23 protein-coding genes and 1 tRNA gene are annotated in these 26,630 nt (G+C 63.5%); 14 read left to right on the top strand and 10 right to left on the bottom strand.

Annotated elements, in window-relative coordinates:
- The first annotated feature begins 2 nt into the window (after positions 1 to 2).
- Both C7441_RS09875 and C7441_RS09870 read left to right on the top strand, forming a co-directional pair.
- Positions 3 to 1,496, top strand: coding sequence for a sensor histidine kinase (locus C7441_RS09875; RefSeq protein WP_425326577.1), 1,494 nt, complete (start codon positions 3 to 5; stop codon positions 1,494 to 1,496).
- 354 nt (positions 1,497 to 1,850) lie between these two features.
- A tRNA-Arg gene (locus tag C7441_RS09870) sits at positions 1,851 to 1,927 on the top strand.
- 188 nt (positions 1,928 to 2,115) lie between these two features.
- Here the strand turns inward: C7441_RS09870 and C7441_RS09865 are convergent.
- A complete protein-coding gene (locus C7441_RS09865) occupies positions 2,116 to 3,870 on the bottom strand; it encodes an inverse autotransporter beta domain-containing protein (protein WP_109612736.1) in 1,755 nt (584 codons plus the stop codon).
- Positions 3,871 to 4,525: 655 nt separating this feature from the next.
- On the opposite strand from C7441_RS09865, the gene glpD reads away from it, so the two are divergent.
- Entirely contained in the window at positions 4,526 to 6,052 is a 1,527-nt protein-coding gene (gene glpD / locus C7441_RS09860) for a glycerol-3-phosphate dehydrogenase (RefSeq protein WP_109612735.1), read from the top strand.
- Positions 6,053 to 6,093: 41 nt separating this feature from the next.
- On the opposite strand, the gene C7441_RS09855 is transcribed toward glpD, so the two are convergent.
- Complete coding sequence (locus tag C7441_RS09855) at positions 6,094 to 7,035, bottom strand: DUF5996 family protein (RefSeq protein WP_109612734.1); 942 nt, start codon at positions 7,033 to 7,035, stop codon at positions 6,094 to 6,096.
- A gap of 170 nt (positions 7,036 to 7,205) precedes the next feature.
- Here C7441_RS09855 and C7441_RS09850 point away from each other — a divergent pair, with 170 nt between their 5' ends.
- From C7441_RS09850 to mnhG, 7 genes are all read left to right on the top strand, one after another.
- The gene (locus C7441_RS09850) at positions 7,206 to 7,670 is read left to right on the top strand and encodes a pyridoxamine 5'-phosphate oxidase family protein (RefSeq protein WP_019172701.1); all 465 of its coding nucleotides are present in this window, start codon (positions 7,206 to 7,208) and stop codon (positions 7,668 to 7,670) included.
- Positions 7,671 to 7,857: 187 nt separating this feature from the next.
- On the top strand, positions 7,858 to 10,779 hold the full coding sequence (locus tag C7441_RS09845; RefSeq protein ID WP_425326576.1) for a monovalent cation/H+ antiporter subunit A: 2,922 nt from the start codon (positions 7,858 to 7,860) through the stop codon (positions 10,777 to 10,779).
- On the top strand, positions 10,779 to 11,117 hold the full coding sequence (locus C7441_RS09840) for a Na+/H+ antiporter subunit C (protein ID WP_109612733.1): 339 nt from the start codon (positions 10,779 to 10,781) through the stop codon (positions 11,115 to 11,117). The genes C7441_RS09845 and C7441_RS09840 overlap by 1 nt, the downstream gene beginning before the upstream one ends.
- Complete coding sequence (locus C7441_RS09835) at positions 11,114 to 12,730, top strand: monovalent cation/H+ antiporter subunit D (RefSeq protein WP_109612732.1); 1,617 nt, start codon at positions 11,114 to 11,116, stop codon at positions 12,728 to 12,730. The genes C7441_RS09840 and C7441_RS09835 overlap by 4 nt, the downstream gene beginning before the upstream one ends.
- Positions 12,727 to 13,212, top strand: a complete 486-nt coding sequence (locus tag C7441_RS09830) for a Na+/H+ antiporter subunit E (RefSeq protein ID WP_109612731.1) — start codon at positions 12,727 to 12,729, stop codon at positions 13,210 to 13,212. Before C7441_RS09835 ends, C7441_RS09830 begins: the two co-directional genes overlap by 4 nt.
- A complete protein-coding gene (locus C7441_RS09825) occupies positions 13,209 to 13,490 on the top strand; it encodes a K+/H+ antiporter subunit F (protein ID WP_109612730.1) in 282 nt (93 codons plus the stop codon). Before C7441_RS09830 ends, C7441_RS09825 begins: the two co-directional genes overlap by 4 nt.
- On the top strand, positions 13,487 to 13,852 hold the full coding sequence (gene mnhG / locus C7441_RS09820; protein ID WP_109612729.1) for a monovalent cation/H(+) antiporter subunit G: 366 nt from the start codon (positions 13,487 to 13,489) through the stop codon (positions 13,850 to 13,852). Before C7441_RS09825 ends, mnhG begins: the two co-directional genes overlap by 4 nt.
- Before the next feature lie 12 nt (positions 13,853 to 13,864).
- Here mnhG and C7441_RS24035 read toward each other — a convergent pair whose 3' ends face one another.
- Positions 13,865 to 14,035 carry a hypothetical protein gene (locus C7441_RS24035; protein WP_019172695.1) on the bottom strand — a complete coding sequence of 57 codons (171 nt, stop codon included), beginning with the start codon at positions 14,033 to 14,035 and terminating at the stop codon, positions 13,865 to 13,867.
- Positions 14,036 to 14,235: 200 nt separating this feature from the next.
- On the opposite strand from C7441_RS24035, the gene C7441_RS09815 reads away from it, so the two are divergent.
- Entirely contained in the window at positions 14,236 to 15,252 is a 1,017-nt protein-coding gene (locus tag C7441_RS09815) for an FUSC family protein (protein ID WP_109612900.1), read from the top strand.
- Here the strand turns inward: C7441_RS09815 and C7441_RS09810 are convergent.
- From C7441_RS09810 to C7441_RS09800, 3 genes are all read right to left on the bottom strand, one after another.
- The gene (locus tag C7441_RS09810; RefSeq protein ID WP_109612728.1) at positions 15,246 to 15,737 is read right to left on the bottom strand and encodes an Hsp20/alpha crystallin family protein; all 492 of its coding nucleotides are present in this window, start codon (positions 15,735 to 15,737) and stop codon (positions 15,246 to 15,248) included. The genes C7441_RS09815 and C7441_RS09810 overlap by 7 nt on opposite strands.
- A gap of 210 nt (positions 15,738 to 15,947) precedes the next feature.
- Entirely contained in the window at positions 15,948 to 16,787 is an 840-nt protein-coding gene (locus C7441_RS09805) for an aldo/keto reductase (protein ID WP_109612727.1), read from the bottom strand.
- Positions 16,788 to 16,892: 105 nt separating this feature from the next.
- On the bottom strand, positions 16,893 to 17,732 hold the full coding sequence (locus C7441_RS09800) for a DMT family transporter (protein ID WP_244916109.1): 840 nt from the start codon (positions 17,730 to 17,732) through the stop codon (positions 16,893 to 16,895).
- Between the two features lie 531 nt (positions 17,733 to 18,263).
- On the opposite strand from C7441_RS09800, the gene C7441_RS09795 reads away from it, so the two are divergent.
- Positions 18,264 to 19,529, top strand: coding sequence for a Glu/Leu/Phe/Val family dehydrogenase (locus tag C7441_RS09795; RefSeq protein ID WP_109612898.1), 1,266 nt, complete (start codon positions 18,264 to 18,266; stop codon positions 19,527 to 19,529).
- Between the two features lie 173 nt (positions 19,530 to 19,702).
- Here the strand turns inward: C7441_RS09795 and C7441_RS09790 are convergent, their stop codons facing one another.
- From C7441_RS09790 to C7441_RS09780, 3 genes are all read right to left on the bottom strand, one after another.
- Positions 19,703 to 20,971, bottom strand: a complete 1,269-nt coding sequence (locus C7441_RS09790) for an RNA polymerase sigma factor (RefSeq protein ID WP_109612726.1) — start codon at positions 20,969 to 20,971, stop codon at positions 19,703 to 19,705.
- Complete coding sequence (locus C7441_RS09785; RefSeq protein WP_109612725.1) at positions 20,968 to 21,342, bottom strand: YciI family protein; 375 nt, start codon at positions 21,340 to 21,342, stop codon at positions 20,968 to 20,970. Before C7441_RS09785 ends, C7441_RS09790 begins: the two co-directional genes overlap by 4 nt.
- Positions 21,343 to 21,507: 165 nt before the next feature.
- Entirely contained in the window at positions 21,508 to 23,835 is a 2,328-nt protein-coding gene (locus C7441_RS09780) for a Tex family protein (protein WP_109612724.1), read from the bottom strand.
- A gap of 210 nt (positions 23,836 to 24,045) precedes the next feature.
- Between C7441_RS09780 and C7441_RS09775 the strand changes: the two genes are divergently transcribed.
- Positions 24,046 to 24,399, top strand: a complete 354-nt coding sequence (locus C7441_RS09775; protein WP_109612723.1) for a DUF423 domain-containing protein — start codon at positions 24,046 to 24,048, stop codon at positions 24,397 to 24,399.
- A 100-nt stretch (positions 24,400 to 24,499) separates the two neighbouring features.
- On the opposite strand, the gene C7441_RS09770 is transcribed toward C7441_RS09775, so the two are convergent.
- Complete coding sequence (locus tag C7441_RS09770) at positions 24,500 to 25,126, bottom strand: helix-turn-helix transcriptional regulator (protein WP_146201448.1); 627 nt, start codon at positions 25,124 to 25,126, stop codon at positions 24,500 to 24,502.
- 276 nt (positions 25,127 to 25,402) lie between these two features.
- Here C7441_RS09770 and C7441_RS09765 point away from each other — a divergent pair, with 276 nt between their 5' ends.
- Positions 25,403 to 26,515 carry a helix-turn-helix transcriptional regulator gene (locus tag C7441_RS09765; protein ID WP_109612721.1) on the top strand — a complete coding sequence of 371 codons (1,113 nt, stop codon included), beginning with the start codon at positions 25,403 to 25,405 and terminating at the stop codon, positions 26,513 to 26,515.
- The last annotated feature ends 115 nt before the right edge of the window (positions 26,516 to 26,630 follow it).

The raw sequence follows: 26,630 nt of genomic DNA, 5'->3' as shown, positions 1-26,630 counted from the left end.
TGATGGATAACCGGATGGCGGACAAGGCGACCATCGACGCCGGTGCGGACAGTCTTCATGCCGTGCCGCGCGGCCGCGGGCTTTCAGCCAAGCTGCTGGTGCTGACCGCGATTTTCGTGCTGCTCGCCGAAATCCTGATCTTCCTTCCCTCCATCTCGAATTTCCGCCTGCGCTGGCTGGAAGAACGGCTGGGCACGGCGGCGGCCGTATCGGTGCTGCTGGTTCAGGACGACGCCGCGCATCTGCCGCGCGAAGTGCAGAACGAGGTGCTGATGTCGATCGGCGCCAAGGCCGTCGCCGTGCGTGACGGCGGCGTCTCGCGGTTGCTGGTCGTTTCCGAAATGCCGCCGCATGTGGACGAGCATATCGACCTTGCCAATACCCGGCCGCTGACGGCCATGGGCGATGCGCTGGATACGCTGATCTTCGGTGGCGATCGCACGCTGCGCGTCTTCGGCCATGTCGGCGAAAGCGACAAGGAATTCGAACTCATCATTCCCGATCAGAGGCTGCACAAGGCGATGCTGGCCTATTCGCGCAATGTGGGCATTCTGGCGATGCTGATCGCGCTCTCCACCGCCATATTGGTGTTTTACACCATCGACCGGATGATGATCCGCCCGATCCGTGCCATGACGCGCTCCATGCTCGACTTCTCGCAGGCGCCCGACGACCCCGCCCGCATCATCACCACCGGCGCGCGCGTGGACGAAATCGGCGTGGCCGAGCGCGAACTGGCCGGCATGCAGCAGCGCCTGCAACGAACGCTGGGCGAACAGAAACACCTCGCCGATCTCGGACTGGCCGTGTCGAAGATCAACCACGACATGCGCAACATCCTGGCGTCCGCGCAACTCATGTCGGACCGGCTCGGCGAGGTGAAGGACCCCACCGCGCAATCGCTGGTGCCAAGGCTTGTGCGCGCGCTGAACCGCGCCGTCTCCTATTCGGAGGGCGTGATCAATTATGGCCGCACGCAGGAGGCGCCGCCCTCGCGCCGGCACCTGCGGCTGCGCCAGACCGTGGAAGACGTCCAGGGGATGCTGGGCATCGAGCCCGACGGCAGCGTCGAATTCGAAAATGTGGTGGACGCCAATTTCGAGATCGACGCCGATTCGGAACAGCTCGTGCGCGTCCTCACCAATCTGTGCCGCAATTCGCTGCAGGCGATGGCATCGGACACCGAAAGCGCCATCGTCAAGCGCCTGACCATCTCGGCCGAGCGCAACGGCAGCGTCAGCCGCATCCTGGTCATCGACACCGGCCCCGGCCTGCCGCAAAAGGCACGCGAAAACCTGTTTTCGGCATTTCGCGGCTCGGCCCGCAGCGGCGGCACCGGCCTTGGCCTCGCCATTGCCCATGAACTCGTGCGCGCGCATGGCGGCACGCTGGAACTGGTGGAAAGCATCGGCGGCCGCACCGTCTTTGCAATCACCATTCCCGACCAGCCGGTGCGGCTCGACGAGGCCCGCAGCAGCCTGCGCAGGCCCGCATAGCAACAGCGGCGCCAGCGCCGAGCGTCCAGCGGACAGGCCACGGGCGCGGGTTTTGCCAGTATCGGCGCGCACGAACCGCCCCGTTATGTGGCAGCGCTCCATGCAGGCCGGCTGATGCCAACAGATTCGGCCGGCCGGCCCTTCCCCACCCCGGCTTCGCCCGTATCCGTCGACACGCTTCCGCCAGATGGGATTGCCTTCCCCAACGAAATCAACGGGTTTTGCAAATGATTGCGGATGCACAAAAAGTTTTGCCGGAGGCGCTTGCAATTCGTCGTTTCAGCCGTTAGGTAGCACATCACATCGCGGCCGGAGCAGTCCGGTTCGCGTCGACTGCCAGACGGCAGGTCGGTTGCGCCCGTAGCTCAGCTGGATAGAGCACCAGACTACGAATCTGGGGGTCAGAGGTTCGAATCCTTTCGGGCGCGCCATCGATCTTTCAAGAAAATCAAAGCGTTACGAAGAGAAGTCGCTCCGGCTTCAGCAATTTATGGCGCATTCGTATTGCAACTGAGAATGGCCGGCTTCCGGGTTTTGTCTTACCTCGGCCACCCGACGACGCCACGTCCCGGTCCTGTTTCGCCTCTACGGCGGCGCGGAAGGCGAGTTTCATCTCACGCTATGGGCAAGACGAACCGTCTACAAAATGGAGTGATCCAATAGCAGATCCGGGAGGTCCGTTGAGAAGACAGCTCCCGCTTACCAGCACATTATCGACTGAGCCCGGCAAGACTTCCGGCGCTCTTCCAAATGTGTCAACCAAAAATACGGCATACGAATGGGTGCCACCGTGTGCGGTGAGCGTGTTTCCAGAGGCCATTCCACTCGCACTCACATACTGAAGAGCAACCGCATTAGCCGTGGAATGTTCTGCAAAAATCTTATTATTGACCACCGTTATATTGCTAGAGTTTTCCAAACGAATTCCAAATGCCGTTCCTACATTAGAGTACGCCGAAACGCTATTATCAATAATATAAGCGTTACTAATCCCCAGAGCATATATTCCAAACGGATTAGAGCCGAATGTCGCACCGTTGCTGTGTGTAATATTCATTCCAATGAGCGCGCTGTCGTCACTCATCCGTACGATAGGTACATTGCCAGCCAGTGAACCCGAGATGCTTCCCGCCGCTCCAGGTGCAGTGAAATTGACTTCGTCTCCAGAGACGGCGCCGCGCACGCGCAGGATGGCGCCGCCTCCGAGCAGGGTCTGGCCGTCATTTACCGTGGTGGTTGCGACTGCGCCAGTGAAGGCGCCATTTGCGATCACGACGGCACCCGCGCCCTGGGCATCCAACTCAGCCTGAAGCGCGGACTGGCCCGCTGCGCCATCTATCTGTGTCACCGACGTCACCAACTCATCGTTCCAGGTGTTGATGGCGTCTTCAGTGGTGGTCAAAACGGTCGTGCTTGCCTGGCTTTCCCCGCGGTGATTGGTGACGATATCGACATCGCGCACCACCGCATCCATCATGCGCTCTTCCATATAGGTGAGTGGCTTTTCACGTGAGGCCGGGGCACTGAACGGCAGGCGCAGGCCGACCGACGCGATCAACTGGTCGCCGCGTGGCTTGTCGTGCTGCCAGGTCAGGCCGCCGGTCAGCTTCACACCGGGTAGGCCGGCAAAATCGCGCGCCGCCAGCTCCAGGCGCGCACGCGGACCCGAGATGCTTTCCATTCCGCTGGCTTCAAAATGATACCCTCCGGCGAAGGCGCGGAAGTCTAGCTTCATCTCGTCAGGAAACACGGGAAGCCGCACACCGACCTCGGCGTCGAAGCCGGCCATCGCCCGCTCCACCAGATAGTTCGTGCCAATCGCCGTGAAGGTCTGCGTCTGAATAGCGAGAGAGGTGCCGGTCAGCACGGCCCGGGGTCCGGTGGTGGAGGTGGCGGACCAAGACCCGATCTCCATCCGCTTCTCGCGGTTGCCCAGCGGCAGGTAGGCGTTGGCGCGCAGGTCCAGATACTCGCTCAGTGCCTCGACGCCGAACGTTGCCTGATGGAAGGTGGTGTCGAGCGACGTGCGCCTTACATCAAGATAGCCATAGGCGCCAAGGTTCCAGCCATTGTCGAGCATGTGGCGATAGCCGAGACCGAAATTGCCCTCGACAGCCGAGCGATTGTCGAAGCTGCCACGCAGGTCGACAAAAAGCAGCGAGTCCGGATTCTGCCAGACCGGCGCAAAAAGATTGGTCTCACCGATCGAGCGGCCGTCGCCGAAGTGACCGCCCATCTCCACCCGGGGCCCCCAGCGCCTGTCCAAGCTGTCGGCACGGGTAGCCGTCGCGGAAAGCGACGCTGCCAGCAATGTGGTGGACGCCAGAAATCCGATGTGACTGGCGCAGGTTTTCGCAGATCGAAAGCCGTTCATAAATGAATCCCCCCGGTACGTTTTTCGACCGCTATCCAAAAACGCCAAGGATGTCTATTCGAAGTGGGTGTTTCAATGCCGCGTTGATAGTTGGCGGCCCGCGCTCTCACAGGTCGCGATAGAGCGTACGCCGAATGGCGCCCCCGGCATCGCTTCGAAGTTTTCCTGCTCCATTAACAAAGCATTAAGGCTCCCAACCTGCTGTCGTGGGTAAAAGCGCAACTTCCGGCAGACGCGGCCGCCGGCAGTGCTATGACCAGCGCAGCCTGAGTTGCCCGACTCGGGTCAGGGTCCGGCAACCTCCCCCAAACCCACCCGGGTTGCCGGACCCGTCGCAACAGTTGCGACGCCCCGTGCTCGCGCACCCAGCCCTGCGACATGGGATACCCAAAGCGCACCCATCCATCCGCGATATGATCGCGGCGTTCGGCACACTGCCAACCAAGCCGTTCCTTCAGAAGCTCTCCGTCAACATTGCATCCGTCATCCACTTGCGGGGCCGTCGCGGTTGCAAGCCACGTCGTCAACGAACCCATTGCGATCAAGACGCATCGACACGCGCCTTATTTTCGTTTGACATTCGTTCTATTTTCGAAATAATCAGCTTGCAGCTTCGATTATCCTCGATCCGTATCAGACGAAAGGCGCCAAGCACGTGGGCGCACCGCAAACCTACGACATATTCATCATCGGCGGCGGCATAAACGGCTGCGGCATCGCGCGCGACGCGGCCGGCCGCGGCTTTTCGGTCGGCCTTGCCGAAATGAACGACCTGGGAAGCGGCACATCGTCGGGTTCGACCAAGCTCATCCATGGCGGATTGCGCTATCTCGAACATTACGAGTTCCGGCTGGTGCGCGAGGCGCTGATGGAGCGCGAGGTGCTGTGGCGCAATGCGCCGCATATCATCTGGCCGATGCGTTTCGTGCTGCCATATGCAAAAGGCTTGCGGCCAGCCTGGCTGATCAGGCTTGGCCTGTTCCTCTACGACCACATCGGCGGGCGCAAGCTGCTGCCTGCCACGCGCACGCTGGACATGCGCCGCGACCCCGCCGGCAAGCCGCTGAAGCCCCTGTTCGCCAAGGCGTTCGAATATTCGGACGGCTGGGTCAACGATGCCCGCCTCGTGGTGCTGAACGCCCGCGACGCCGCCGACCGCGGCGCCGACATTCGCACCCGCACCAGGGTGATCGCCGCGCGGCGCGAGAACGGCCTTTGGGCGCTGCTGCTGGAGGACCAGCGTACCGGCAAGGTCGAGGAGATGCATACGCGCCTGCTGATCAATGCCACCGGGCCGTGGGTCGATCACGTACTGTCCGACGTGGTGGGCAAGCCCGGCGTCCACAATGTCCGGCTGGTGCAGGGCAGCCACATCGTCGTGCGCAAGAAGTTCGCCGATCCGCACGCCTATTTTTTCCAGAACAAGGATGGCCGCATCATCTTCGCCATCCCCTATGAGGAAGACTTCACGCTCATCGGGACCACCGACCGCGATTTCGACGGCGATCCGCACGATGTGAGGATCAGCGAGGCCGAAACGGAGTATCTGTGTGCCGCCGCAAGCGAATATTTCGCCGAACCGGTACGGCATGATGACATCGTCTGGACCTATTCGGCGGTGCGGCCGCTCTATGATGACGGCGCCTCAAAGGCACAGGAAGCCACCCGCGACTATGTGCTGAAGGCCGATGCGGATGCAGGCGCGCCCCTGATCAATGCCTTCGGCGGCAAGATCACCACCTATCGGCGGCTATCTGAATCCATGCTCGAAAAGATCGAGACGCATCTGGGCAAGCGCGGAAAGCCGTGGACCGCCGATGCGCCTCTGCCGGGTGGCGATTTCTTTGCGACCGGTTTCGCGGCCGAAGCGGCGAAATTGCAGCGGGACTATCCGTTTCTCAGTTCAGCCCTTTCCCGCCGCCTTATCCGCCTTTACGGCACGCGCGCCCGCGCGCTGCTCGGCAATGCCGCGAGACTGGAGGACCTGGGCCGCGATTTCGGCGCCGAGTTGCATGAAACCGAAATCCGCTACCTCATGCAGCACGAATGGGCCGAGACCGCCGAAGATATATTGTGGCGGCGCACCAAGCGCGGCCTGCATATGACACCGGACCAGGTTACTGTGCTGGAGGACTTCCTGCAGTCAGCCGACACAGGCCGGCACAACGCCGCAGCCGAATAAGGTCGAGACAATCCCATCATGCGGCGCAGGCGAAGCGCCTGTCACGGCACCGGGCGTGGATGCAGCGGCCTGCCCGTCGCGCATTCCAGGGTATGCCTGTCCCAGCCTCCCAGATCGGCGGCCGCGCGATAGGAGCTCTCCAGAAACTCCATCAGCATACCATCGGGATCGGGCGACGTCCGCACTGCGTCATATGGCAATATGAATTCGCCGAGATTGGCGTCGAAACAGGCGGCGTCCGGCCGCACGCCGGCTTGCGAAAAACCATCCGGGGCGGGGTAGGCATAGGAATAGAAGGCTGGAAAGTCGACGCCGCCTCCACCGGGCCAAAACCCCGCAGACGAGACCTGATGACTGTAAGCCTCGCAGGTGATCTTGTCCGGCAGTGCAGGAATGCCACCGGGATGAAGCGGCGCCTTGCGGCCGGAAAAGCGCGTCACCGCCAGATCGAAGCTGCCCCAGAACAGGTGCACCGGACTGGCCTTGCCGAGAAAGCCGGTGCGAAACTGCTTGAACACCCGGTCGATTTGCACCAGCGCATGGAAGAAGCGTGCAACGGCTTCGGCATCGTAAGGACGAAGCACATCGTCCTTTGTGAAAGGCACGCCATCGGGTATTTCATTGGGAACGCAACTGCATTCCGGGTTTGCGCCCATGTCGGCGAGCAGCGTCTTGAAGCGCCTGTTGAAGCTCGCGACCGATCCGGCCAGCAGCGGCAGGCGACCGATACGGCCATCGCTGGAGATGACCACGACCTCATGGCCAAGCAGATCGAGTTGCACCTCCATTCCGCAGGCCGGGCCATCGGGGATAAGCGACGTGGTGAGCCCTCGCGCATCGACATAGAACGTCGCGTGCCAGGAATGATTGACCCAGGGCGTGCGGGCCAGGCGATATTTGCCGATGACCTGGCAATAAAGATGCAGCGCCGAGCAGGTTTCGTTCCAGGCGGTGTAGGGAATGTCGGGCCAGACCTCCTTCATGCGTCACCCTCCTTAAAACGGCGCATGATCGCTATGGACAGATAGGGCGGATACGGGCGGCGTCACGTCCACATCGCTCATGGCGGGCGATTTCGCTTCCACGCCTCTGCCCTTCGGGCAAAGGCGCCATAGCTATCGGTTCAGTTCGCACAGGAGCGGAAGGAAGCGGCATGTTCTTGCGGGAATTGACGCCGGCCGAATGCACGGCGGTATTGTCGGCGGCGCGGGTGGGGAGGTTGGGCTGCGTGCATGACGACCGGCCCTATGTCGTGCCGATCTATTTCGCCTTTGCCGACCATCACCTTTACAGCTTCTCCATGGAAGGCAGGAAAGTCGCATGGATGCGGCAGAACCCGCAGGTCTGCCTGCAGGTGGACACGATGCATGACGGTCGCGAATGGCGCAGCGTCGTTGCCTATGGCTGCTACGAGGAACTGCCAGACGACGCGCGGTGGCATCTGGAACGAAAGAAAGCATGGCAATTGCTGCAGCGCCAGGCCAACTGGTGGGAGCCGGGCGTGTTATACCCTGTCCAGCGGACCAATGGCGACCAAGCCGGCTATCTTTATTACCGCATCCGCATCGAGAGCCTGACCGGCAGGGAAGCGGTGGACGAGAGCGAGGCGACCGGCTGACTGTGCAAGCGGCAGCTTCGGAAACTGCCGCCAAACACGCCCAACATATGTGGACAGAGTGTGTCCAGAAGACGCAGGCGCCCATTAAGTGCTTCGCGCACAACAGATTTCTTGCTAGGTGAGCCGAACTTCCACCATAATGGACTTGCTGCGCCCGCCGCATATTCCGAATCAACAACGACTGAGGCTGATGAACGACGACGTACTGCTGACCGTTCTGATCGTTCTTCCGTTCGCCGGCAGCCTTCTGGCCGCCACTTTTCTCCCCAATGCACGCAATTCCGAGGCCTGGCTGGCCGGCGGCGTGGCGTTTGCATGCCTGGCCCTGACTTTCATCGCCTATCCGGCCATCGTCGAGCATGGCGCGCTGCGCGCGCAGTTCGACTGGATGCCGCAACTCGGCCTTTCCTTCACGCTGAGGATGGACGGTTTCGCGTGGATGTTCGCCACGCTGATTTCCGGCATCGGCTTGCTCGTCGTGTTCTATGCGCGCTACTACATGTCGTCGGAAGATCCGGTTCCGAGGTTCTTCTCCTTCTTCCTCGCCTTCATGGGCGCCATGCTCGGCGTGGTGATTTCCGGCAATCTCATCCTGCTGGTGTTTTTCTGGGAACTGACCAGCATCTTCTCCTTCCTGCTGATCGGCTACTGGCATCACACCGCCGGCGCCCGTGACGGCGCGCGCATGGCGCTGACGGTCACCGGCATCGGCGGCCTCGCGCTTCTCGTCGGCGTCCTGGTGATCGGCCACATCGTCGGCAGCTACGACCTCGACGCAGTCCTCGCCTCGGGCGACAAGATCCGCTCCAGCGAACTCTATCTTCCCGCGCTGATCCTGATCCTGCTCGGGGCGCTGACCAAGAGCGCACAATTCCCCTTCCATTTCTGGCTGCCCAACGCCATGGCCGCGCCCACGCCGGTGTCGGCCTATCTGCATTCGGCAACCATGGTGAAGGCCGGCATCTTCCTGCTGGCGCGGCTGTGGCCGGTTCTGGCGGGCACGCCCGAATGGTTCTGGCTGGTCGGCCTCGCGGGTATGTCCTCGCTTCTGCTGGGGGCGTATTTCGCCATCTTCCAGCACGACCTGAAGGGGCTGCTCGCCTATTCGACCATCAGTCATCTCGGCCTCATCACCATGCTGCTCAGCCTCGGCAGCCCGCTTGGCGCGGTGGCCGCCATCTTCCACATGATGAACCACGCCACCTTCAAGGCGTCGCTGTTCATGGCGGCCGGCATCATCGACCACGAAACGGGCACGCGCGACATGCGCAAGCTTGACGGGCTGTTCCGCTACATGCCCGTCACCGCGACACTTGCCATGGTGGCGAGTGCGGCGATGGCCGGCGTGCCGCTGCTGAACGGCTTCCTGTCCAAGGAGATGTTCTTCGCCGAGGCCATCGAAACCCACGCGCTCTCCGTGCTCGACACCGCCGCCCCTTACGTCGCCGTGCTCGCCAGCGCTTTTGCCGTGACCTATTCGATCCGGCTGGTGCATTCGGTGTTCTTCGGCCCCAAGCCGACCGACCTTCCGCGCAAGCCGCATGAGCCGCCCTTCTGGATGCTCTTTCCGATGCTGTTCCTGGTGGTTGCCTGCCTCATCGTCGGCACCGTGCCCGGCCGCACGATCGGTCCTTATCTGCGGGTTGCCGTCGAATCCGTGCTGGGACCGCGAACGCCGCAATACAGCCTCTCCGTCTGGCACGGCTTCAACCTGCCGCTGGCTATGAGCGCGATTGCCCTCGTCGCCGGCACGCTGCTCTATCTGGCGCTGCGCAAATATCTCCAGACCTGCCCGGAGGGGCCGCCCGTGTTCCGGCTCATCGAGGGCCGCCGCATCTTCGAGCGCATCCTGGTCACGATCTCGTGGAAATGGGCGCGCTTCGTGGAAAGCTATCTCAGCACGCGCCGGCTGCAGCCGCAACTCAGGCTGATCGTGCTGGCAGCCTTCCTTGCAGCACTGCTGCCGCTCTATATCGGCGGCTTCGGCCTGGGTGTCGTGGAGGTGAGCGCGGTCGACCCCATACTGGCGCTGGTGTGGCTGGTGGGCGCGGGCTGCGCCGTCGCTGCCGCCTATCAGGCGAAATACCATCGCTTCGCCGCGCTGATCCTGCTCGGCGGTGCGGGGTTGGCCACCTGCATCACCTTCGTCTGGCTGTCGGCGCCCGATCTGGCGCTCACCCAGTTGCTGGTCGAGATCGTCACCACCGTTCTTCTGCTTCTGGGCCTGCGCTGGCTGCCCAAGCGCATCGAGGAGACGGATGCGGAAATCGGCGTTACCTGGAAGATGCGCCTGCGCCGTCAGAACGACTTCGTCGTGGCCGTCCTTGTAGGCATCGGCATCGCCGCGCTGTCCTTCACGGTCATGACCCAGCCGCTGTCCGAAACGATCGCCTCCTTCTTCCTCGAACGAGCCTATACCGAGGGCGGTGGCCGCAATGTCGTGAACGTCATCCTGGTCGATTTCCGCGGCTTCGACACGCTGGGCGAGATCACCGTGCTGGCCATCGTGGCGCTGTCGGTCTTTGCGCTGCTGCGCCGTTTCCGTCCCGCACCCGAAAGCGTCGACTCGCCCGAACAGCAACGCATCCAGAACGAGCTGGATGAAGCCGATCCCGATCGCAAGCCGGGCGATACCGTCAGCGACTATCTGTTCGTGCCTGCGGTCATCATGCAGTGGGCGTTCCCGGTCATCATCGTGCTGGCGCTCTATCTGTTCCTGCGCGGACACGACCTGCCGGGCGGCGGCTTCGTGGCGGGCATCGCGATGGCGGCGGCCTTCATCCTGCAATATATGGCGGCAGGCACCAAGCTGGTGGAGGACAGGCTGCGCATCCTGCCGGTGAGCTGGATCGGTCTCGGGCTTCTCACTGCGGTTTCGACCGGCATGGGCTCCTGGCTGTTCGGCTACCCGTTCCTGACCACGCATTCGCAGTATCTGGAGCTTCCCTATATCGGCAAGGTGCCGGCGGCGAGCGCGCTGCTGTTCGATCTCGGCGTGTTCACGCTGGTGGTCGGCGCCACGGTGCTGATGCTGATCGCGCTGGCGCATCAGTCGGTCCGCAGCCTGCGTGCGGCGCGTGCCTCCACGCAACAGCAGGACGGTGCGTGATGGAACTGATCCTTTCCATTGCCATCGGCGTGCTGGCGGGTTCGGGCGTGTGGCTGTTGCTGCGCCCGCGCACCTATCAGGTCATCATCGGGCTTTCGCTGATTTCCTATTCGGTCAACCTGTTCATCTTCAGCATGGGCAGGCTGCGCTCCAACGCCCCGCCCGTGCTCGCCGGACAGACCGGCAACATCGCCGACTATGCCGATCCGGTGCCGCAGGCTCTGGTGCTGACGGCCATCGTCATCGGTTTTGCCACCACCGCCCTCTTCCTCGTCGTGCTACTGGCCTCGCGCGGCCTGACCGGCACGGACCATGTCGACGGGAGGGAGCAGCAGTGACCGGCTGGGCGCACCATCTGATCATCGCGCCGATCCTGCTGCCGCTGGTGGCGGGCGCGCTGCTGCTGCTCTATGACGAACGCCGGCAATTCCTGAAAGGCGTCGTCAACCTCATCTCGACCCTGGCGATGCTGTGCGTGGCGGTCACGCTGCTGCGCTTTGCCGACGGCTCGACCACCGGCGTCTACCAGCTCGGCAACTGGCCGGCGCCCTTCGGCATCGTGCTGGTGCTTGACCGCCTGACGGCGCTGATGCTGGTGCTGACCAGCGTGCTGGCCATCGCCTCGCTGATGTTCTCGCTCGCCCGCTGGCACAAGGTGGGCGCCTATTTCCACACGCTGTTCCAGCTGCTTCTGATGGGCGTCAACGGCGCGGTTCTGACGGGCGACCTGTTCAACCTGTTCGTCTTCTTCGAGGTGATGCTGGCGGCTTCCTATGGACTCGTGCTGCACGGCTCTGGCCAGCAACGCGTCAGGGCCGGCCTGCATTATATCGCGGTCAATCTGTCGGCCTCGTTCCTGTTCCTGATCGGCGTGGCGCTGATCTACGGCGTCACCGGCACGCTGAACATGGCCGATCTCGCGGTCAGGATCCCGGCCGTCACCGGCAACGACCGGCTGCTTCTGGAAGCCGGCGCGGCCGTTCTGGGCATCGCCTTCCTGATCAAGGCAGGCATGTGGCCGCTGTCGTTTTCGCTGCTCAACGCCTATACGGTGGCGGCAGCGCCCGTGGCGGCGATCTTCGCCATTCTCAGCAAGGTCGGCATCTATGTGCTGCTGCGGCTGTCGCCGCTGTTCTTCGGCGCGGAGGCCGGCACCTCCGAAGGCTTCGGCAGCAAGCTGCTGCTGATCGGCGGCATGGCCACCCTGACCTACGGCATGATCGGCGTGCTTGCCTCGCAGGCGATGGCGCGGCTGGCCGCCTACAGCGTGCTGGTCTCCTCCGGCACGCTGCTGACGGCCATCGGCTTTTCCGATACCGGGGTGACGGGCGGCGCGCTGTTCTATCTGGTCAGCTCTACCCTGACCGTCAGCGCCTTCTTCCTGCTGATCGAACTGATCGAGCGCGGCCAGGATCCGGCAGCCGGCATCCTGGCCGTGACCGCCGAAGCCTTCGGCGACGAAGACGAGGACGAGGCGGAAGCCGAGGCCGGCGTGGCGCTGCCCGGCACGCTGGCCATCCTCGGCGTTTGCTTCGGCGGCTGCGGCATCCTGCTTGCCGGCCTGCCGCCGCTTTCGGGCTTCATTGCCAAGCTGGCAATGATGGTCGCCCTGTTCAATCCGGCCGAAACCGCGACGGGCGTTTCCACCACGGCCTGGGTCTTCACCCTCCTGCTCATCCTGTCGGGCCTCTCGGCGCTGCTGGCCATGTCGCGCGTCGGCATCCGCGTCTTCTGGGCGCCGATCGAGGCGGTCGTGCCGCGCGTGCTGATCGTCGAGGTCGTGCCGATCGTGCTGCTGCTGGTGCTGACGCTGGCACTCACCGTCCAGGGCGGGCCGGTGATGCGCTATATGGAGGACACGGCACACGCTCTGCGCGCGCCCACGCAATATATCCAGGACGTGCTGTCGGCACCGCGTGTTCCCGCGCCGGGGGAAGGAGGTGCGCAGTGAGGCGCCTGCTGCCCTATCCGCTGCTGACTGCCTCGCTGCTGGTCATGTGGGTGTTGCTCAACGACCTGACGTCCGGCCATGTACTGCTGGGCGCCGTGATCGCCATATCGGCCTCCAACGTCATGGCACGGCTGCAGCCGCAGAAGCCAAGGATAAGACGCTGGTTGTCCATTCCCCAGCTCATCGCCATCGTGGCGGCCGACATATTGCGTTCCAACATCGCGGTGGCGCGGCTGATCCTGCGGCAGAAGCATGTGCGGCGGGTATCCGGCTTCGTCACCATACCGCTCGACCTGCGCGACCATACCGGCCTGTCGGTGCTGGCCTGCATCGTCACCAGCACGCCGGGCACGGCGTGGGTGGAATATGATTCCGCGCGCAGCACGCTGCTGCTGCATGTCTTCGACCTTGTCGATGAAGGGGAGTGGATCGATCTCATCAAGAACCGCTACGAGCGCCTGCTGATGGAGATATTCGAATGAGCGCCGTCATCCTGTTCTGGTCGCTATTGGTCGCACAGATTCTTCTCGCCGTCGCCATGGCAATAGCGACCTTCCGCATGGTGCGCGGGCCGCGCGCGCAGGATCGCATTCTCAGCCTCGATGCGCTCTATGTAAGCGCCATGCTGCTGCTGCTGGTGTTCGGCATCAGGACCGGCAGCACGCTCTATTTCGAGGCGGCGCTGGTGATCTCGCTGCTGGGTTTCGTGTCCACCGTGGCGTTGGCGAAATTCCTCATGCGCGGCGAGGTGATCGAATGAGCCACGCCGCCGATATTCCGGTCTGGGCAGCGGTGCTGACAGCTTTCTTCGTGCTGGTCGGCGCGGGCTTCACCGTGATCGGCGCGCTCGGCCTGCTGCGGCTGAAAACCTTCTACGAGCGCATGCATGCGCCCACGCTGGGCAGCACCTGGGGTGCCGCCGGGGTGCTGATCGGTTCCATCATCTTCTTTTCCGTGCTGCAGTCGCGCCCCGTGCTGCACGAGGCGCTGATTGCGGTATTCGTGACCGTGACGACGCCGGTCACGCTGATGCTGCTGGCGCGCGCCGCGCTCTATCGCGATCGCGCCGAGCGCAATCCCGAAGTGCCGGGACGGGCGAAAGCGCAATCGGACGACGAGTAGCACCCAAACCGCTCAGTCGATCGGATAGGACATGCGCCCGCGCATGCGACGGACCGAGCGCATGCGCGCCTGCCGCAGCAGCCGCACAATATCGTCGCTCCTGACGCCGTCGCGCGCCATCACCTGCTGGATGATGGGCTCGTTGAGGATCTCCTCCAGCGTCGTCTCATATGGCACCTGCATTTTCGCCTCCGAATCGCGCCGCCGAACACGCTGCGGAAACTGCCTGCGTTCGATGACGGGCGAATGTCTCGGCGATGGCGAAAAAGGGGCAATGCCGGGACGCTGACCGCCATACGCGCCAGGTAGCGCCTTGCGCCCGCTGGAAGAAAATGATCTGCTCGGTCATCTGTCCGAGCAAGCGGAGCGACGGAAAAGGCGTCATGAGGGGTTTCGCCGGCATCATCGTCGCACGCTGGTCGAACGCCTGGCGCGACGTGCTGTTTTCCTCGATTGCGGGAGCGGTCGCCTGGTTGCTCTCGCAGAAACTGCTCGGCCACCCCTACCCCGTCTTCGCCGCCATCGTGGCGCTTGTCTCCCTGGCTCCGGGCCTGCCCAGCCACGCGCGGCAGGCAGTGGGCATGCTGGTCGGCGTCGGGCTGGGCATCCTCATCGGCGAACTGGCGCTGGCCGTCGGCAGCAGCATGCTGCTGTTGCGCGGTTCGGTGGCCACCTTCGTGGCCATGATGCTTGCCTCCTCCTTCGGGCTCGGGCCGGTGGTTCCGATCCAGGCCGGCGTCTCGACCATATTGGTGCTGGTGATGGGGCCGCAAACGGCGGGCTATGTGCGGCTGCTGGATTCCTGCATAGGCATCGTCGTGGCATTGCTGTTCAGCCAGCTTCTGGTGACGCCCGATCCGGTCAACCTGATCAAGCAGGCTGCACGGAAGCTGCTGCGCGATCTCGGGACTGGCTTTTCCTCCAGCGCCGACGCATTGGCGCGAGCCGACACGTCAGCCGCGCAGGCGGCGATGGACAAGTTCTCCACCGCGCATGAGAGCCTCAACGTGCTCGCCTCAAGCATAGGCTGGGCACGCCATGCGGCGCGCTGGTCGTTGCGTGGACGCATCTCGGCCGGAGAGATAAACGAGCTTGCGGCACGCTATGACCGCCGCTCGATCAGGCTTTACGCGAACGCGCTGCTGTTCGGGGAGGCGCTGGCGAACGCCCTGCGCAAGAATGAGGCGCCGATTCCATCAGGGCTGGAAGGGCGCGTGCGGGATGCGGCGCGACTTTGCGCGGCGCTGGCCTCGGGCACAACGCCCGAGAACCTTGCGCCTGCGCCAGCCTTGCCGCTGGATACCCTTCCGCAAAGCTGGCGCACCTGCATGGACCGCCTCATCGCCGTGGAAGCGGCATTGTGCACTTTCGCGGCCACGGCCTCTACCGGGTCTCAGTGACTGGTCGAGCTTCCCGAGCCGACCTTGATGTGCCGGGTCTTTTCCTTCGCAGCATTCTTCGGCAGCGTGATCGACAACACGCCATCGACCACATGCGCATGGACCTGCTCGGGATTGATGGAATGCGGCACGCGGATCGAACGCTGGAACTGTCCGAAGGAGCGTTCGACAAAGTGATAATTCTCCCTGTCCTCCTTCTTTTCCATCTTCTTCTCGCCGCGGATCGTCAGGACATCGCCATCCAGCATGACCTCGACATCCTTTTCGGCCACACCGGGCAGTTCGGCCGTAATATGCACCTCGTTTTCGGTCTCGGAGACATTGATCTGCGGAACGATCATGCCTTCGTCGCGCTCCATCAGGGGCAGCCTCGAACCGTGGAACACCTCGTCGAACAGCCTGTTCATGCCCTGCTGCAGGGACAGGAACGAATCACTGCTCATCATATTGTTGCCGCTGAAGGGCATGAGCGAACGACGCGCCATGGCTAAAACTCCTTTCATCTGGAGGAAAGCCGGCCAGCACCGGCTGCAGGCGTGTCCGGCCGCCGGCTCATCGGGCCGGGATCGCGATTGTGCAGCCAGGGTACGAGATCGGAGTTAGGGCAGGCCTTTGGGATGAAAAGCCTCCGGTAGCGCGCATTTGATCGCTGCCAGAGGCTGTTATGCAAGGGACAATTCGCGGGAGCTTCGCGCTCAGATCATAGGCAGGCTGCCGGGCCATCGGCCACGCGGGAACGCCTGTTCGATGCGTTCGATTTCCACCTCGCTCAGGCGAATATCCCCGGCCATGGCATTGTCGGCGGTGTGCGCAGCGCGCGACGCCTTGGGAATGGCAAACACCGCCGGATCGCGCGTGAGAAACGCCAGCGCCACCTGACGCGCCGTGGCGCCATGCGCCTTGCCGATCTCGGCCAGCACGCGCCCGCCCGCCGATGCGACGGAAGGAAACCCGTCATGCCCGAAAGGGCTGTAGGCCACCACCGCAACGCCGCGCTCCGCACACCAGGGCAGCACGCCATGCTCGATGGCACGCTCCCGCAAATGGTAAAGAACCTGGTTGCAGGCGATCCTGCCGTCGCCCGCCACGGCCAGCGCCTCGTCGAGATCGTCCACGTCGAAATTGCTGACGCCCCAGGAGAGGATCTTGCCGGCCTCGCGCAAGTCCTCGAAAGCGCGGAAGGTTTCTTCGAGCGGATAGCGGCCGCGCCAATGAAGCAGGTAGCAGTCGAGCCGGTCGGTTCCGAGCTGCTTCAGCGAGCGCTCGCAGGCAGCCAGCGTGCCGGCATATGAAGCGTTGCTCGGCAGCACCTTGGACACGACGAAAACCTCGTCCCGGCGGCCGACGATCGCTTCGGCGACAACCAGTTCGGCATCGCCATACATTTCGGCCGTGTCGATATGGCCCATGCCCAGGTCGATGCCCCGGCGCAAAGCCTCGACCGCGGCACGACGGTCGCCTTCATCGATATACCATGTTCCCTGTCCGATGACGGACACGGCGCGATCCGTACGGCCGAAGCGGCGCTGCTGCATGACGTTTTCCCGTTACCTTCAAGGAAATGGAAGATACCCGGACCATATACAGGTCCCAGCCGTCATGACCAATCCCGAGCGGGCAACAACGCCCCCCAACCCCGCTTATGCGGCGAAGGCCAGCGTTACGACCCCTCCGGCCACAATCGCCGCCGAGACCAGACGGCCCAACCACGGCCGCTCGCCGAACAGCAGCAGCCCGATCAGTGCGGCGATGATGACGCTGGATTCGCGAACCGCCGACACCGCCCCGAGCGGCGCGATCGTCTTGGCATAGATGACCAGCCCATAGGCAGTCACCGCAAAGGCACCGCCGATCATGCCGATGCGGAAGGTGCGCCAGTCGAAATTGTGAGGGTCGGCGCGACGTCCCCACAGCACGAAAAGGGTCACGGGCAATTCGAGCAGGAACAACCATCCCATATAGCCGAAGGGGGCCTGCGAGACCCGCACGCCAATGCCGTCGATCACCGAATAGGAGGCGATCAGGATTCCCGTGGTGGCAGCCGTCGTCACCGCGCGCGGATCGGCATGAACGGCACCACGCTGAAGTGCCAGGAAGCCGATGCCGGCGGAAATCGCGACAAGCCCGGCCCAACCGGCCGGCGGCAGGGTTTCACCGATCAGCAGATAGGCACCTATCGCAACGAGAACCGGTGCAAGACCACGCGAGATCGGATAGACCTGACTGAGATCGCCCAGCCGGTAGGAATGGAAAAGGAACACGTAGTAGCCGTAGTGGACGACCGTCGAAACGGCGATATAGGGCCAGCTTTCACGCGCGGGCAGCGGAGCGAACAGCACCAGCGCCAGTCCGAGCAGCGCATGCATGGACGAGACGGCGGCAAGCACCACCGCGCGGTCGCTGGCCGCCTTGACCAGCGCGTTCCAGCTTGCATGCAGCAAGGCGGCGGTCAGCACGATGACCAGCGCGAATCCGGACATGACCTATCCGCAACGGCAAGGGTTTTGCGGACGACCACCCGGTTGCCTTCGACCCGCAACCGAAATCCCCACCTGCGAAACGATCATGGCTTTTCCCTTGTCATACCCTGCCCCACCACGCGCGGCAGGGTTTTCACGCGGGCATACTCGTTAGCCGGGAAAGAGTGATTCGATTAGGCCCAGGCAAGGCAAAAAGCCCCGCTCCTGGTACAGTACAGCGTCACGCACATGGTTCGCGCGGGGATTGTTCACCGCGCACAGGGCAGTTTGCCCGATTTGCGACACGAGGCTCTGGTGCATGTCGTCGCATGGCGGCCATGTTGCAAGGATGTTACTTTATGCGGTGAAATCGCTCTTCCAATTGCAATCATTGCTCGTTTTCGGACCATTTTTCGCGGCAATTTCCGGGGGAAAGCCACCCGGCTCCAAAAACAGCACTTTTGACCAGTTGGCTTGGCACGACAGTTTGTGGCAGAAGCGGGGCGCGTTTCGTCACAAACGCAAAAGTTTTATCTCGAAGAAGGAACTATGATGTCCGACGACAGTCTTTTCGATGACGCACTCAGCCGCCTTGACGAGGCCGCAGCACACCTGAACATCGACGCCGATGTCATCGAGAAACTGAAATTCCCGCGAGAAACCACCAAAGTCCGATTGATGATCCGCATGGATGACGGATCGCGAAAATCGTTCCTGGCGTGGCGATGCCGATATGACGACACGCGCGGGCCCACCAAGGGCGGCATCCGTTTCCATCCCGAAGCGACCATCGACGAGGTCGAGACGCTGGCGTTCTGGATGACCTTCAAATGCGCGGTCATGAACCTGCCCTATGGCGGCGGCAAGGGCGCGGTGCAGGTCGATCCGCGCAAGCTTTCCAAAGCCGAGGTCGAGCGCCTGTCGCGCGCCTACATCCAGGCGTTTTCGCGCATCATCGGCCCCGACCGCGATATTCCCGCGCCGGACGTCTACACAAACTCCATGATCATGGGCTGGATGGCCGATGAATATGCGCAGATCGTCGGCCAGGCGGAGCCTGCCGTCATCACCGGCAAGCCGATCGCGCTGGGCGGCTCGCTCGGGCGCAGCGATGCCACGGCGCGCGGCGGCTATTATCTCGTCCGGCATCTGGCCAAGGACCTCAACCTTGCTCCCAGCCTGCGCGTCGCCGTGCAGGGCTTCGGCAATGCCGGCCAGCATATCGCCCGCCTGCTTGCGGAGGACGGCCACAAGATCGTCGCTGTTTCCGACTCCGAAGGCGCGGTTTTTGCGACCGACGGACTCAATCTCGATGCCCTGTTTGCGGCCAAGAACGACGGTCGCTCGGTTGCAACGACCGCCGGCCAGCACGGTCACACGGCGCTTGCGGCCGACGACCTCGTCGGCGTGGAGTGCGAACTGCTGGTGCCGGCCGCGCTCGAGAACATGATCGACGAAGACAACGCCGGCTCGGTGAAAGCCAAGCTGGTGCTGGAACTCGCCAATGGCCCGGTGACGCCCGAGGGTGATGCGATCCTGGCGAAGAACGGCGTGATCGTGCTGCCCGACATCCTGGCCAATGCCGGCGGCGTCACGGTCTCCTACTTCGAATGGGTCCAGAACCGTCAGGGCTATTACTGGACCGTCGAGGAAATCCATGTGCGCCTGCGCACCATCATGGAGCGCGAGGGACAGGCGATCTGGGAGCTCTCGCGTGACAAGGGCATCACGATGCGCACCGCGGCTTACGTGCATGCGCTGAGCCGGCTTGCCGAAGCCATCGAGGCGCACGGCACGCAGAACTTCTTCATGAGCTGAACAGCCTGAGGAAGCTTGCCTCCCCCACACGGGGGAGGTCGCCACGACGTGGCGAAGGATGAGATCGACCGGGCCTGACGACGTTCTCTCGAAGCGTCGTCAGGCCCGGTCTGTTTGCTTGAGCATGATCTTTTCCAAAAACCGGGGAAACGGCGGCCAGCTGGGAAGGCACCTCATCCGGTGCGCGCCGGTGCGCCGCTTTCTTTCATCAGCCGGTCCAGATGCATGCGGATATGCGCCGCTTCCGCCGGCGTGTTGGCCAGCGCGATGGCGCGATCGAAGGCCATGCGCGCCTCTGCCCGGCGGCCAAGCTGCATCAGCAGATAGCCCTTGAGCCCGAACAGGTAGAAATAGCCTGACAGCCGTTCTTCCAGTGGCTCGACCATGGCAAGTGCGGCTTCAGGCCCACGCAGCTTGGCGACCGCGACGGCCCGGTTGAGCGTCACCACCGGCGACGGCTCCTGCCGCTCCAGCATGGCGTAAAGCAGCTCGATCTCGGCCCAGTCGGTGTCTTCCGGCTTCGCCGCGCGGGCGTGGAGCGCGGCTATCGCCGCCTGCAACAGATAAGGCCCCGGCTGGCGATGACGCATGGCCTTGTCGATCAGCGCCAGCCCCTCGGCGATCATGGCGCGGTTCCACAGGCCGCGGTCCTGATCCTCCAGCAATATCGCCCCACCATCGGCGTCGAAACGCGCGGCAGCGCGCGCATGCTGAAGCAGGAGCAGCGCGGTGAGGCCCATGATCTCCGGCTCGGCGGGGAACAGCCTGAGCAGCAGGCGAGCCAGTCGGATCGCCTCGTCGCATAGTGGCGCGCGGTCGCCCGCCTCACCGAAGCCGGCCGAATAACCTTCGTTGAAGATCAGGTAGATCATCGCCGCGACTGCCGCGAGGCGCTCCGACCGCTCCACCGCGCCGGGCGCCTCGAAAGGCACGTCGGCACGGGTGATGCGCGCCTTGGCCCGCGTGATGCGCTGCTCCATCGCCACCTCGCTGACGAGAAAGGCGCGCGCGATCTGCTTCACGCTGAGCCCGGAGACGATACGCAACGCCAGCGCCACTTGCTGGGTAGCGGGCAGTTCGGGATGGCAGCAGATGAACATCAGCCGCAATATGTCGTCGCGATAATCGGCCCCATCCAGCCGCTCGACCATCGGCGTCTCGACATCGTCGAGATCCGACACCCTGTCCTCCTCCGGCATCGGCGCTTGCCGGGAGGTGCGGCGGATGGCGTCGATGCCGGTGTTGCGCCCAACAAAGATCAGCCAGGCAACCGGATCGCGCGGAGGGCCGTTCTGCGGCCAGTTCTTCAGCGCCCGCAGGCACGCCTCCTGGAAGGCTTCCTCCGCCGCGTCGAGATCGCGGAAATAACGGAGCAATGCGCCGACCACCTGCGGCCGGGCCGCCGTCAGCGCATCGTCTATCCAGGAAGGGTCTGCGGTCATGCGGTCAGGCCTCCGGGCCGGAAGATGCCGATGGGCCGGACTTCATAAGCGCCGGGGCCGCGATTGGCGGCCTGCAACTCCTTCGCGATCTCCAGAGCCTCATCGAGCGTTTCACAATCCACGACATAGAAACCCAGAAACTGCTCCTTGGTTTCGGCAAATGGCCCGTCGATCACCAGCGGACCGTCGCGGCCCTTGCGCAGCGTGGCGGCGGCGGTGGTGGGCAAAAGCCGCACGACCGGGCCGAGCTTGCCGGCCGCGGCCACCTTTTCCTGCACGGCGCCCAGCCGCGCCATCACCTCGTCGTCCTCCTGCTTGCTCCAGGAGCCGACAACATCTTCGGAATTGTAGCAAAGGATCGCGTAGAGCATTCATCTCCTCCGTCTTGCTCGAAGACGAATGAGTAACGCAATTGCCGACATGACGCAGGACAGAATCTTACGTCAGTTCGAAAACAGGCCGTCCAAACGCAAAGTCACCGGCCGGGTTTCTCCGGCCGGTGCAGATAAGGTCTGCTTTCGCATGCCCGAAGGGGGTTACTTGCGCTTCATCGCCTCGGCAAGGGCAGCGCCAAACGCACCTTGCGATGCGCCGCCGCCCTTCTGCTGCGGGGCCGGCTTGAACGATTTGCCGCCACCCCCGCCACGCTGCACGCGGTCGTCGCGCGAGGCGGACCCCGGACGCGCGCCCGCGCCATCGTCGTGGTTGCGCATGGTGAGGCTGATGCGCTTGCGCTTGATATCAACCTCCAGCACGCGCACCTTCACCACGTCGCCTGCCTTCACCACCTCATGCGCGTCCTTCACGAAACGGTCGGCCAATTGCGACAGGTGGACGAGCCCGTCCTGATGCACGCCGATGTCGACGAAGGCGCCGAAGGCGGCGACGTTGGTCACCGTGCCCTCCAGCGTCATGCCCGGCTTCAGGTCCTTGATGTCGTCGATACCGTCGGCAAAGGTCGCGGTCCTGAATTCAGGGCGCGGATCGCGGCCGGGCTTTTCCAGCTCAGCGATGATGTCGCGCACGGTCGGCAGGCCGAAGCGCTCATCCACGAAGGCGCGCGGATCGACCGCCTTGAGTGCCGCGCTGTCACCCATCAGCGCGCGCAGGTCGCGGCCGCAGGCGGCGACGATCTTCTTGGCCACGCCATAGGCTTCCGGATGCACCGCGGAAGCATCCAGCGGCTCGGCGCCGTTGGGAATGCGCAGGAAACCCGCGCATTGCTCGAAGGTGCGCTGGCCGAGGCGGTTGACCTTCAGGAGTTCCTTGCGGCTGGCAAACGGGCCATTGGCATCGCGATGCGCCACCACGGCCTCGGCAAGCGATGCGCCAAGACCCGACACCCGCGCCAACAACGCTGCGGATGCGGTATTGAGATCGACACCGACCGCGTTCACCGCATCTTCCACCACCGCGTCGAGCGAACGGGCGAGACGATACTGGTCGACATCGTGCTGGTACTGGCCGACGCCGATCGACTTCGGCTCGATCTTGACCAGCTCGGCCAGCGGGTCCTGCAGGCGCCGGGCGATCGACACCGCGCCGCGCAGCGACACGTCGAGGCCGGGGAATTCCGCCGCCGCCGTCTCCGAGGCCGAATAGACCGAGGCGCCGGCCTCGCTGACGATCACCTTGAGCGGCTTGGGCGAAGGCATCGGCGACAGCAAGTCGGCGACCAGCTTTTCGGTCTCGCGGCTTGCGGTGCCGTTGCCGATGGCGATCAACTCCACCTTGTGCTTCACCGCCAGCCGCGCCAGCTCGGCCTGCGTGCCACGCACGTCGTTCTTCGGTGGGAAGGGATAGACGGTGGCGGTGTCGAGCAGCTTGCCTGTCTGGTCGACCACCGCGACCTTGACGCCGGTGCGGATGCCCGGATCGAGGCCCATCGTGGCGCGCGAGCCGGCAGGTGCTGCCAGAAGCAGGTCCTTGAGGTTGCGCGCGAAGACGCGGATCGCCTCTTCCTCGGATTTTTCGCGCAGCTCGCGCATGAGGTCGAGCGAAAGCGACAGCGAGAGCTTTACGCGCCAGGTCCAGCCGGCGACATCGGCCAGCCACTGGTCGCCAGCGCCCTGCCGGCCGATGGTATTGGCTTCGGCGATCATGCGCTCCACCGGCTTCACCGGCGACGTGTCGTCGGCATCCACCTCGATATCGAGCGACAGCACTTCCTCGTTGCGGCCGCGCAGCATGGCGAGTGCGCGGTGGCTCGGCACATTGGCCCATCGCTCGACATGGTCGAAATAATCGGAGAACTTCGCTCCGGCCTCCTGCTTGCCATCGACCACCCTGGAACGCAGGAAGGCGCGCTCCTTCATGTAGTTGCGCAAGCGGCCGACGAGGTCGGCGTTTTCGGCAAACTGCTCCGAAATGATGTCGCGGGCGCCATCCAGCGCCGTCTTCACGTCCGGCACGTCACCGGTGATGTAGGCTTGAGCCAGTTCGGCCGGCACCGCCGCGCGGTCGGCAAGGATCGCCTCGGCCAGCGCCCCCAACCCGCGCTCGCGGGCGATCTCGGCGCGCGTGCGGCGCTTGGGCTTGTAGGGCAGGTACAGGTCTTCCAGCTCGGCCTTGGTGGTGACGGCGGCAATCGCCGCTTCCAGTTCGTCGGTCAGCTTGCCCTGGCCGCGGATCGATTCGAGAATGGTGGACCGGCGCGCATCCATCTCGCGCACATAGATCAGCCGCTCGGCCAGCGTGCGCAGTTGCGTATCGTCGAGACCGCCGGTCACTTCCTTGCGATAACGGGCGATGAAAGGGACGGTCGCGCCTTCATCCAAAAGCCCGATCGCGGCTGCGGCCTGATCCGCTCTGGCGTTGATGTCGGGCGCGATGAGCGCGGCAATGCGTTGAATGTCTGCGGCCATGTCGTTTCCAGTGTCGATAAGGCGGCGACCTTAGGTCCGATCGCGCCACCATGCCAATCACCGAAAATGGCGGCGAAATCAGGGTCCACAGGAAAGCGGTCCACAGCTTCCGCGACATTTTGGATGATGACAGCCCGATGTCCGCCAGCCCGCGACCGGTTATAGTCAGCCGCAGGAAAATCGTGAAAACCGGATGCAACGAGGCCGACCATGCACAAGGATCGTTTTCTTCTCGGCGCCGGCGGGCTTGCGGGCGCTGCCGGCGTTGCACTGGCGGCCATGGCCGCGCATGCCGGCGGCGAACATATGCAAACCGCGTCGTCCTTCCTGTTGATGCACGCGAGCGCACTTGTGGCCATCGGACTGCTGGCGACGACCCGGCTGCTGCGCTTTTCCGGCTTCGTGCTGCTGGCCGGCCTGATCCTGTTCGTCGGCGACATGCTGGCGCGCGATTTTCTCGGCGACCGGCTGTTTGCCTACGCCGCCCCGATTGGCGGAAGCCTGCTGATCATCGGCTGGCTGCTGGTCTTCGCTTCGGCTTTCTTCAAGCCGGAACGGACCTGAAGCTTGTCGTTTCGGCCGCATTCTTCGGGGCGAAACGGCGTCTCGCTCAAGCTTTTGTTCCTGAAACATGATCCTGCCCCGAAAGCCTCGGGATCATGCGTCAGCGAGACCTTGAAAGCAGAAGCACCAGTTCTGCCTGACGCCTCGTATCGGTCTTGCGGAAGATGGTCTTCAGCCGGCTTCTCGCGGTCTCGTAGGTGATGTTCTCGGCCGCCGCCGCTTCCTTCAGCGGCGCGCCGGCGGCAAGCCTGCTGGCCAGACGCGCCTCAGCAACCGTCAGGCCATAAGCCTCGCACAGCAAAGTCTCGGCCGCCGCGGCGGGAGACGGCATGTCCACCATGAGGATCGCTACCGGCGCGCCCTCCGGCAACAGCCCGCCGCTCACGCAGATGCCGTGCGCACTGACAACGGTGTCGTCGGGACGGGTCAGCCGGACAACCTTGTTCCGGCTGGACTGCTGCGCAGAAGGCGCAAGGAGGGACGAAATCAATGCCTGCAGGGCTGCGTTTTCCTCAGGCCGGGCGGCACGCATGCGGCCGTTGAAGACGAAAATGGTGTTGTTGAACAGCGCCTCGAATTCGGGCGTCGCCGCCAACAATTCCCCCGCGGCACCGAGCAGGCACAGTGCCCTTCCGGCACTGGAAACCACGCTTCCCTGCCCCGAGGCCGCGCCTGCGTCGGGAATATCGCTGAAGGAGCTTCGAAGACTCGAAGCCGACTGTGGCATGACCTGCCCCCAAACCCTTTCACGAGCAGGACCCATCCCGCTCGCACTGGAAAATCATCTGGTCCAATATGCCCCAGACGCCATCCAGAAAATCACCCGCCCGGGTGATGCATATCACGAATTTCTGCAATTCAAACGTGCGTGGCGCGTTCTCCACCGTTGTCAACCTGACATTGTATCGGGTATCATTCAGTGGGTTGAGGGAGACTGCCCCGTGCGATGCTGGTCAACATGCATCCTGCCTGAGCGAATCGGATTTCCAATCCGGTGCACCCCATGGGCCTGACCGGTAACAGCCAGGACGAACTGGTCGATCTGATCTACGCTGCCCTGCTGGGTGAAGCCACCTGGCAGCAGTTTCTCGATCGTTTGAGCCTGATGCTGCCGGGCGGTGCATCCACCCTGTTCTTCCATGATGCGATCAGCAACACAGGCAGCTGGTCGCTCGCGTCGGGCCTGAAGGAGAACATCACGGACGCTTATGCGGACCATTTCGCCGCTCGCAACCCATGGATGAAGAAAGCCGCCATACGGCCGGTCGGCGTCGGGGTGGTGGCCGAGCAGATGCTGACCCGCGAAAGTCTGCTGCAAACCGAATTCTACAACGACTTCCTGCATCCTCTCGGACTGGAAAGCGCCGTGGGCATAACCATCCATCGCGAGAAAGGATGTTCCTTCCTCCTCAGCACCTTGACGAACCGGGCCGACCCGGAGCGCAACCGCGAGGCCGCCGACTGCCTCACGAAGCTCGCGCCGCATCTGCAGCGCGCCTTCCGGCACTATCGCGCGAGCCCGTACCTCAAGCCGGTCGCGGAACTCGGCGGCTCGCTGTTCGACGCGATAGATGTCGGCCTGCTCATCATCGGCGAGGACATGACGATAAAGGTCGCATCGACCACGGGCCAGCGCCTGCTGTCGGAAGGAGGCGTGGTGCGCACGTCTCCGCTCGGCAAGCTCACACTGGCATTGCCCGCAGCCACCGCATTGCTGCAATCCATGCTGGAGCGCGGCTTCAAGGGCGTGAGGGTACAGAGCCTGTTCCTCGACTCCTTCAAGCTGACCTTCGTGCGCGTCCGCAAGGACCGCATATCGGCCTATTTCGAGGGGCCGACCGTGATCGTATTGATGGAACCGCCCCATGCCGGCAGCCGGGCGGTCGATTTCGAGCATCTGGCGCACGCATTCAACCTGACGGCAGCCGAAATGCGCGCCATGACCGGCATCGTGCTCGGGCGCTCGATCGATGAGATCGCCGCTGCAGCCGGCGTCTCGCGCGAAACGATCCGCACCCAGCTCAAGAATGTCTATGGCAAGACGGGCGCCACCGGACAGGCCGATCTGGTGCGCCTGGTCACGCGCGGCGCCGACATCTCGTCCTTGCAGCAGTGAGCGGTGCTGCTGCTACCGCCTAGCATTACAGTTGCGTATTTTTACGATTTCTGAATCCATAGGTTTCCATGATTTGGAGGTCATGGATGGCAGGAGCATCGATCGAGGCAACGCT

Source organism: Pseudaminobacter salicylatoxidans, assembly GCF_003148475.1.
GTDB classification, from domain to species: domain Bacteria; phylum Pseudomonadota; class Alphaproteobacteria; order Rhizobiales; family Rhizobiaceae; genus Pseudaminobacter; species Pseudaminobacter salicylatoxidans.
Note: the sequence above shows the minus strand (reverse complement) of the source record. Positions and strands in the feature narration are given on the sequence as shown.

Bases quoted from the DNA above. Each gene is read 5' to 3' on its own strand.
- C7441_RS09875 (WP_425326577.1), top strand. From the start codon at position 3: ATGGATAACCGGATGGCGGACAAGGCGACCATCGACGCCGGTGCGGAC.
- C7441_RS09865 (WP_109612736.1), bottom strand. From the start codon at position 3,870: ATGAACGGCTTTCGATCTGCGAAAACCTGCGCCAGTCACATCGGATTT.
- C7441_RS09855 (WP_109612734.1), bottom strand. From the start codon at position 7,035: ATGAAGGAGGTCTGGCCCGACATTCCCTACACCGCCTGGAACGAAACC.
- C7441_RS09850 (WP_019172701.1), top strand. From the start codon at position 7,206: ATGTTCTTGCGGGAATTGACGCCGGCCGAATGCACGGCGGTATTGTCG.
- C7441_RS09840 (WP_109612733.1), top strand. From the start codon at position 10,779: ATGGAACTGATCCTTTCCATTGCCATCGGCGTGCTGGCGGGTTCGGGC.
- C7441_RS09825 (WP_109612730.1), top strand. From the start codon at position 13,209: ATGAGCGCCGTCATCCTGTTCTGGTCGCTATTGGTCGCACAGATTCTT.
- mnhG (WP_109612729.1), top strand. From the start codon at position 13,487: ATGAGCCACGCCGCCGATATTCCGGTCTGGGCAGCGGTGCTGACAGCT.
- C7441_RS24035 (WP_019172695.1), bottom strand. From the start codon at position 14,035: ATGCAGGTGCCATATGAGACGACGCTGGAGGAGATCCTCAACGAGCCC.
- C7441_RS09815 (WP_109612900.1), top strand. From the start codon at position 14,236: ATGAGGGGTTTCGCCGGCATCATCGTCGCACGCTGGTCGAACGCCTGG.
- C7441_RS09810 (WP_109612728.1), bottom strand. From the start codon at position 15,737: ATGGCGCGTCGTTCGCTCATGCCCTTCAGCGGCAACAATATGATGAGC.
- C7441_RS09805 (WP_109612727.1), bottom strand. From the start codon at position 16,787: ATGCAGCAGCGCCGCTTCGGCCGTACGGATCGCGCCGTGTCCGTCATC.
- C7441_RS09800 (WP_244916109.1), bottom strand. From the start codon at position 17,732: ATGTCCGGATTCGCGCTGGTCATCGTGCTGACCGCCGCCTTGCTGCAT.
- C7441_RS09795 (WP_109612898.1), top strand. From the start codon at position 18,264: ATGTCCGACGACAGTCTTTTCGATGACGCACTCAGCCGCCTTGACGAG.
- C7441_RS09790 (WP_109612726.1), bottom strand. From the start codon at position 20,971: ATGACCGCAGACCCTTCCTGGATAGACGATGCGCTGACGGCGGCCCGG.
- C7441_RS09785 (WP_109612725.1), bottom strand. From the start codon at position 21,342: ATGCTCTACGCGATCCTTTGCTACAATTCCGAAGATGTTGTCGGCTCC.
- C7441_RS09780 (WP_109612724.1), bottom strand. From the start codon at position 23,835: ATGGCCGCAGACATTCAACGCATTGCCGCGCTCATCGCGCCCGACATC.
- C7441_RS09775 (WP_109612723.1), top strand. From the start codon at position 24,046: ATGCACAAGGATCGTTTTCTTCTCGGCGCCGGCGGGCTTGCGGGCGCT.
- C7441_RS09770 (WP_146201448.1), bottom strand. From the start codon at position 25,126: ATGCCACAGTCGGCTTCGAGTCTTCGAAGCTCCTTCAGCGATATTCCC.
- C7441_RS09765 (WP_109612721.1), top strand. From the start codon at position 25,403: ATGGGCCTGACCGGTAACAGCCAGGACGAACTGGTCGATCTGATCTAC.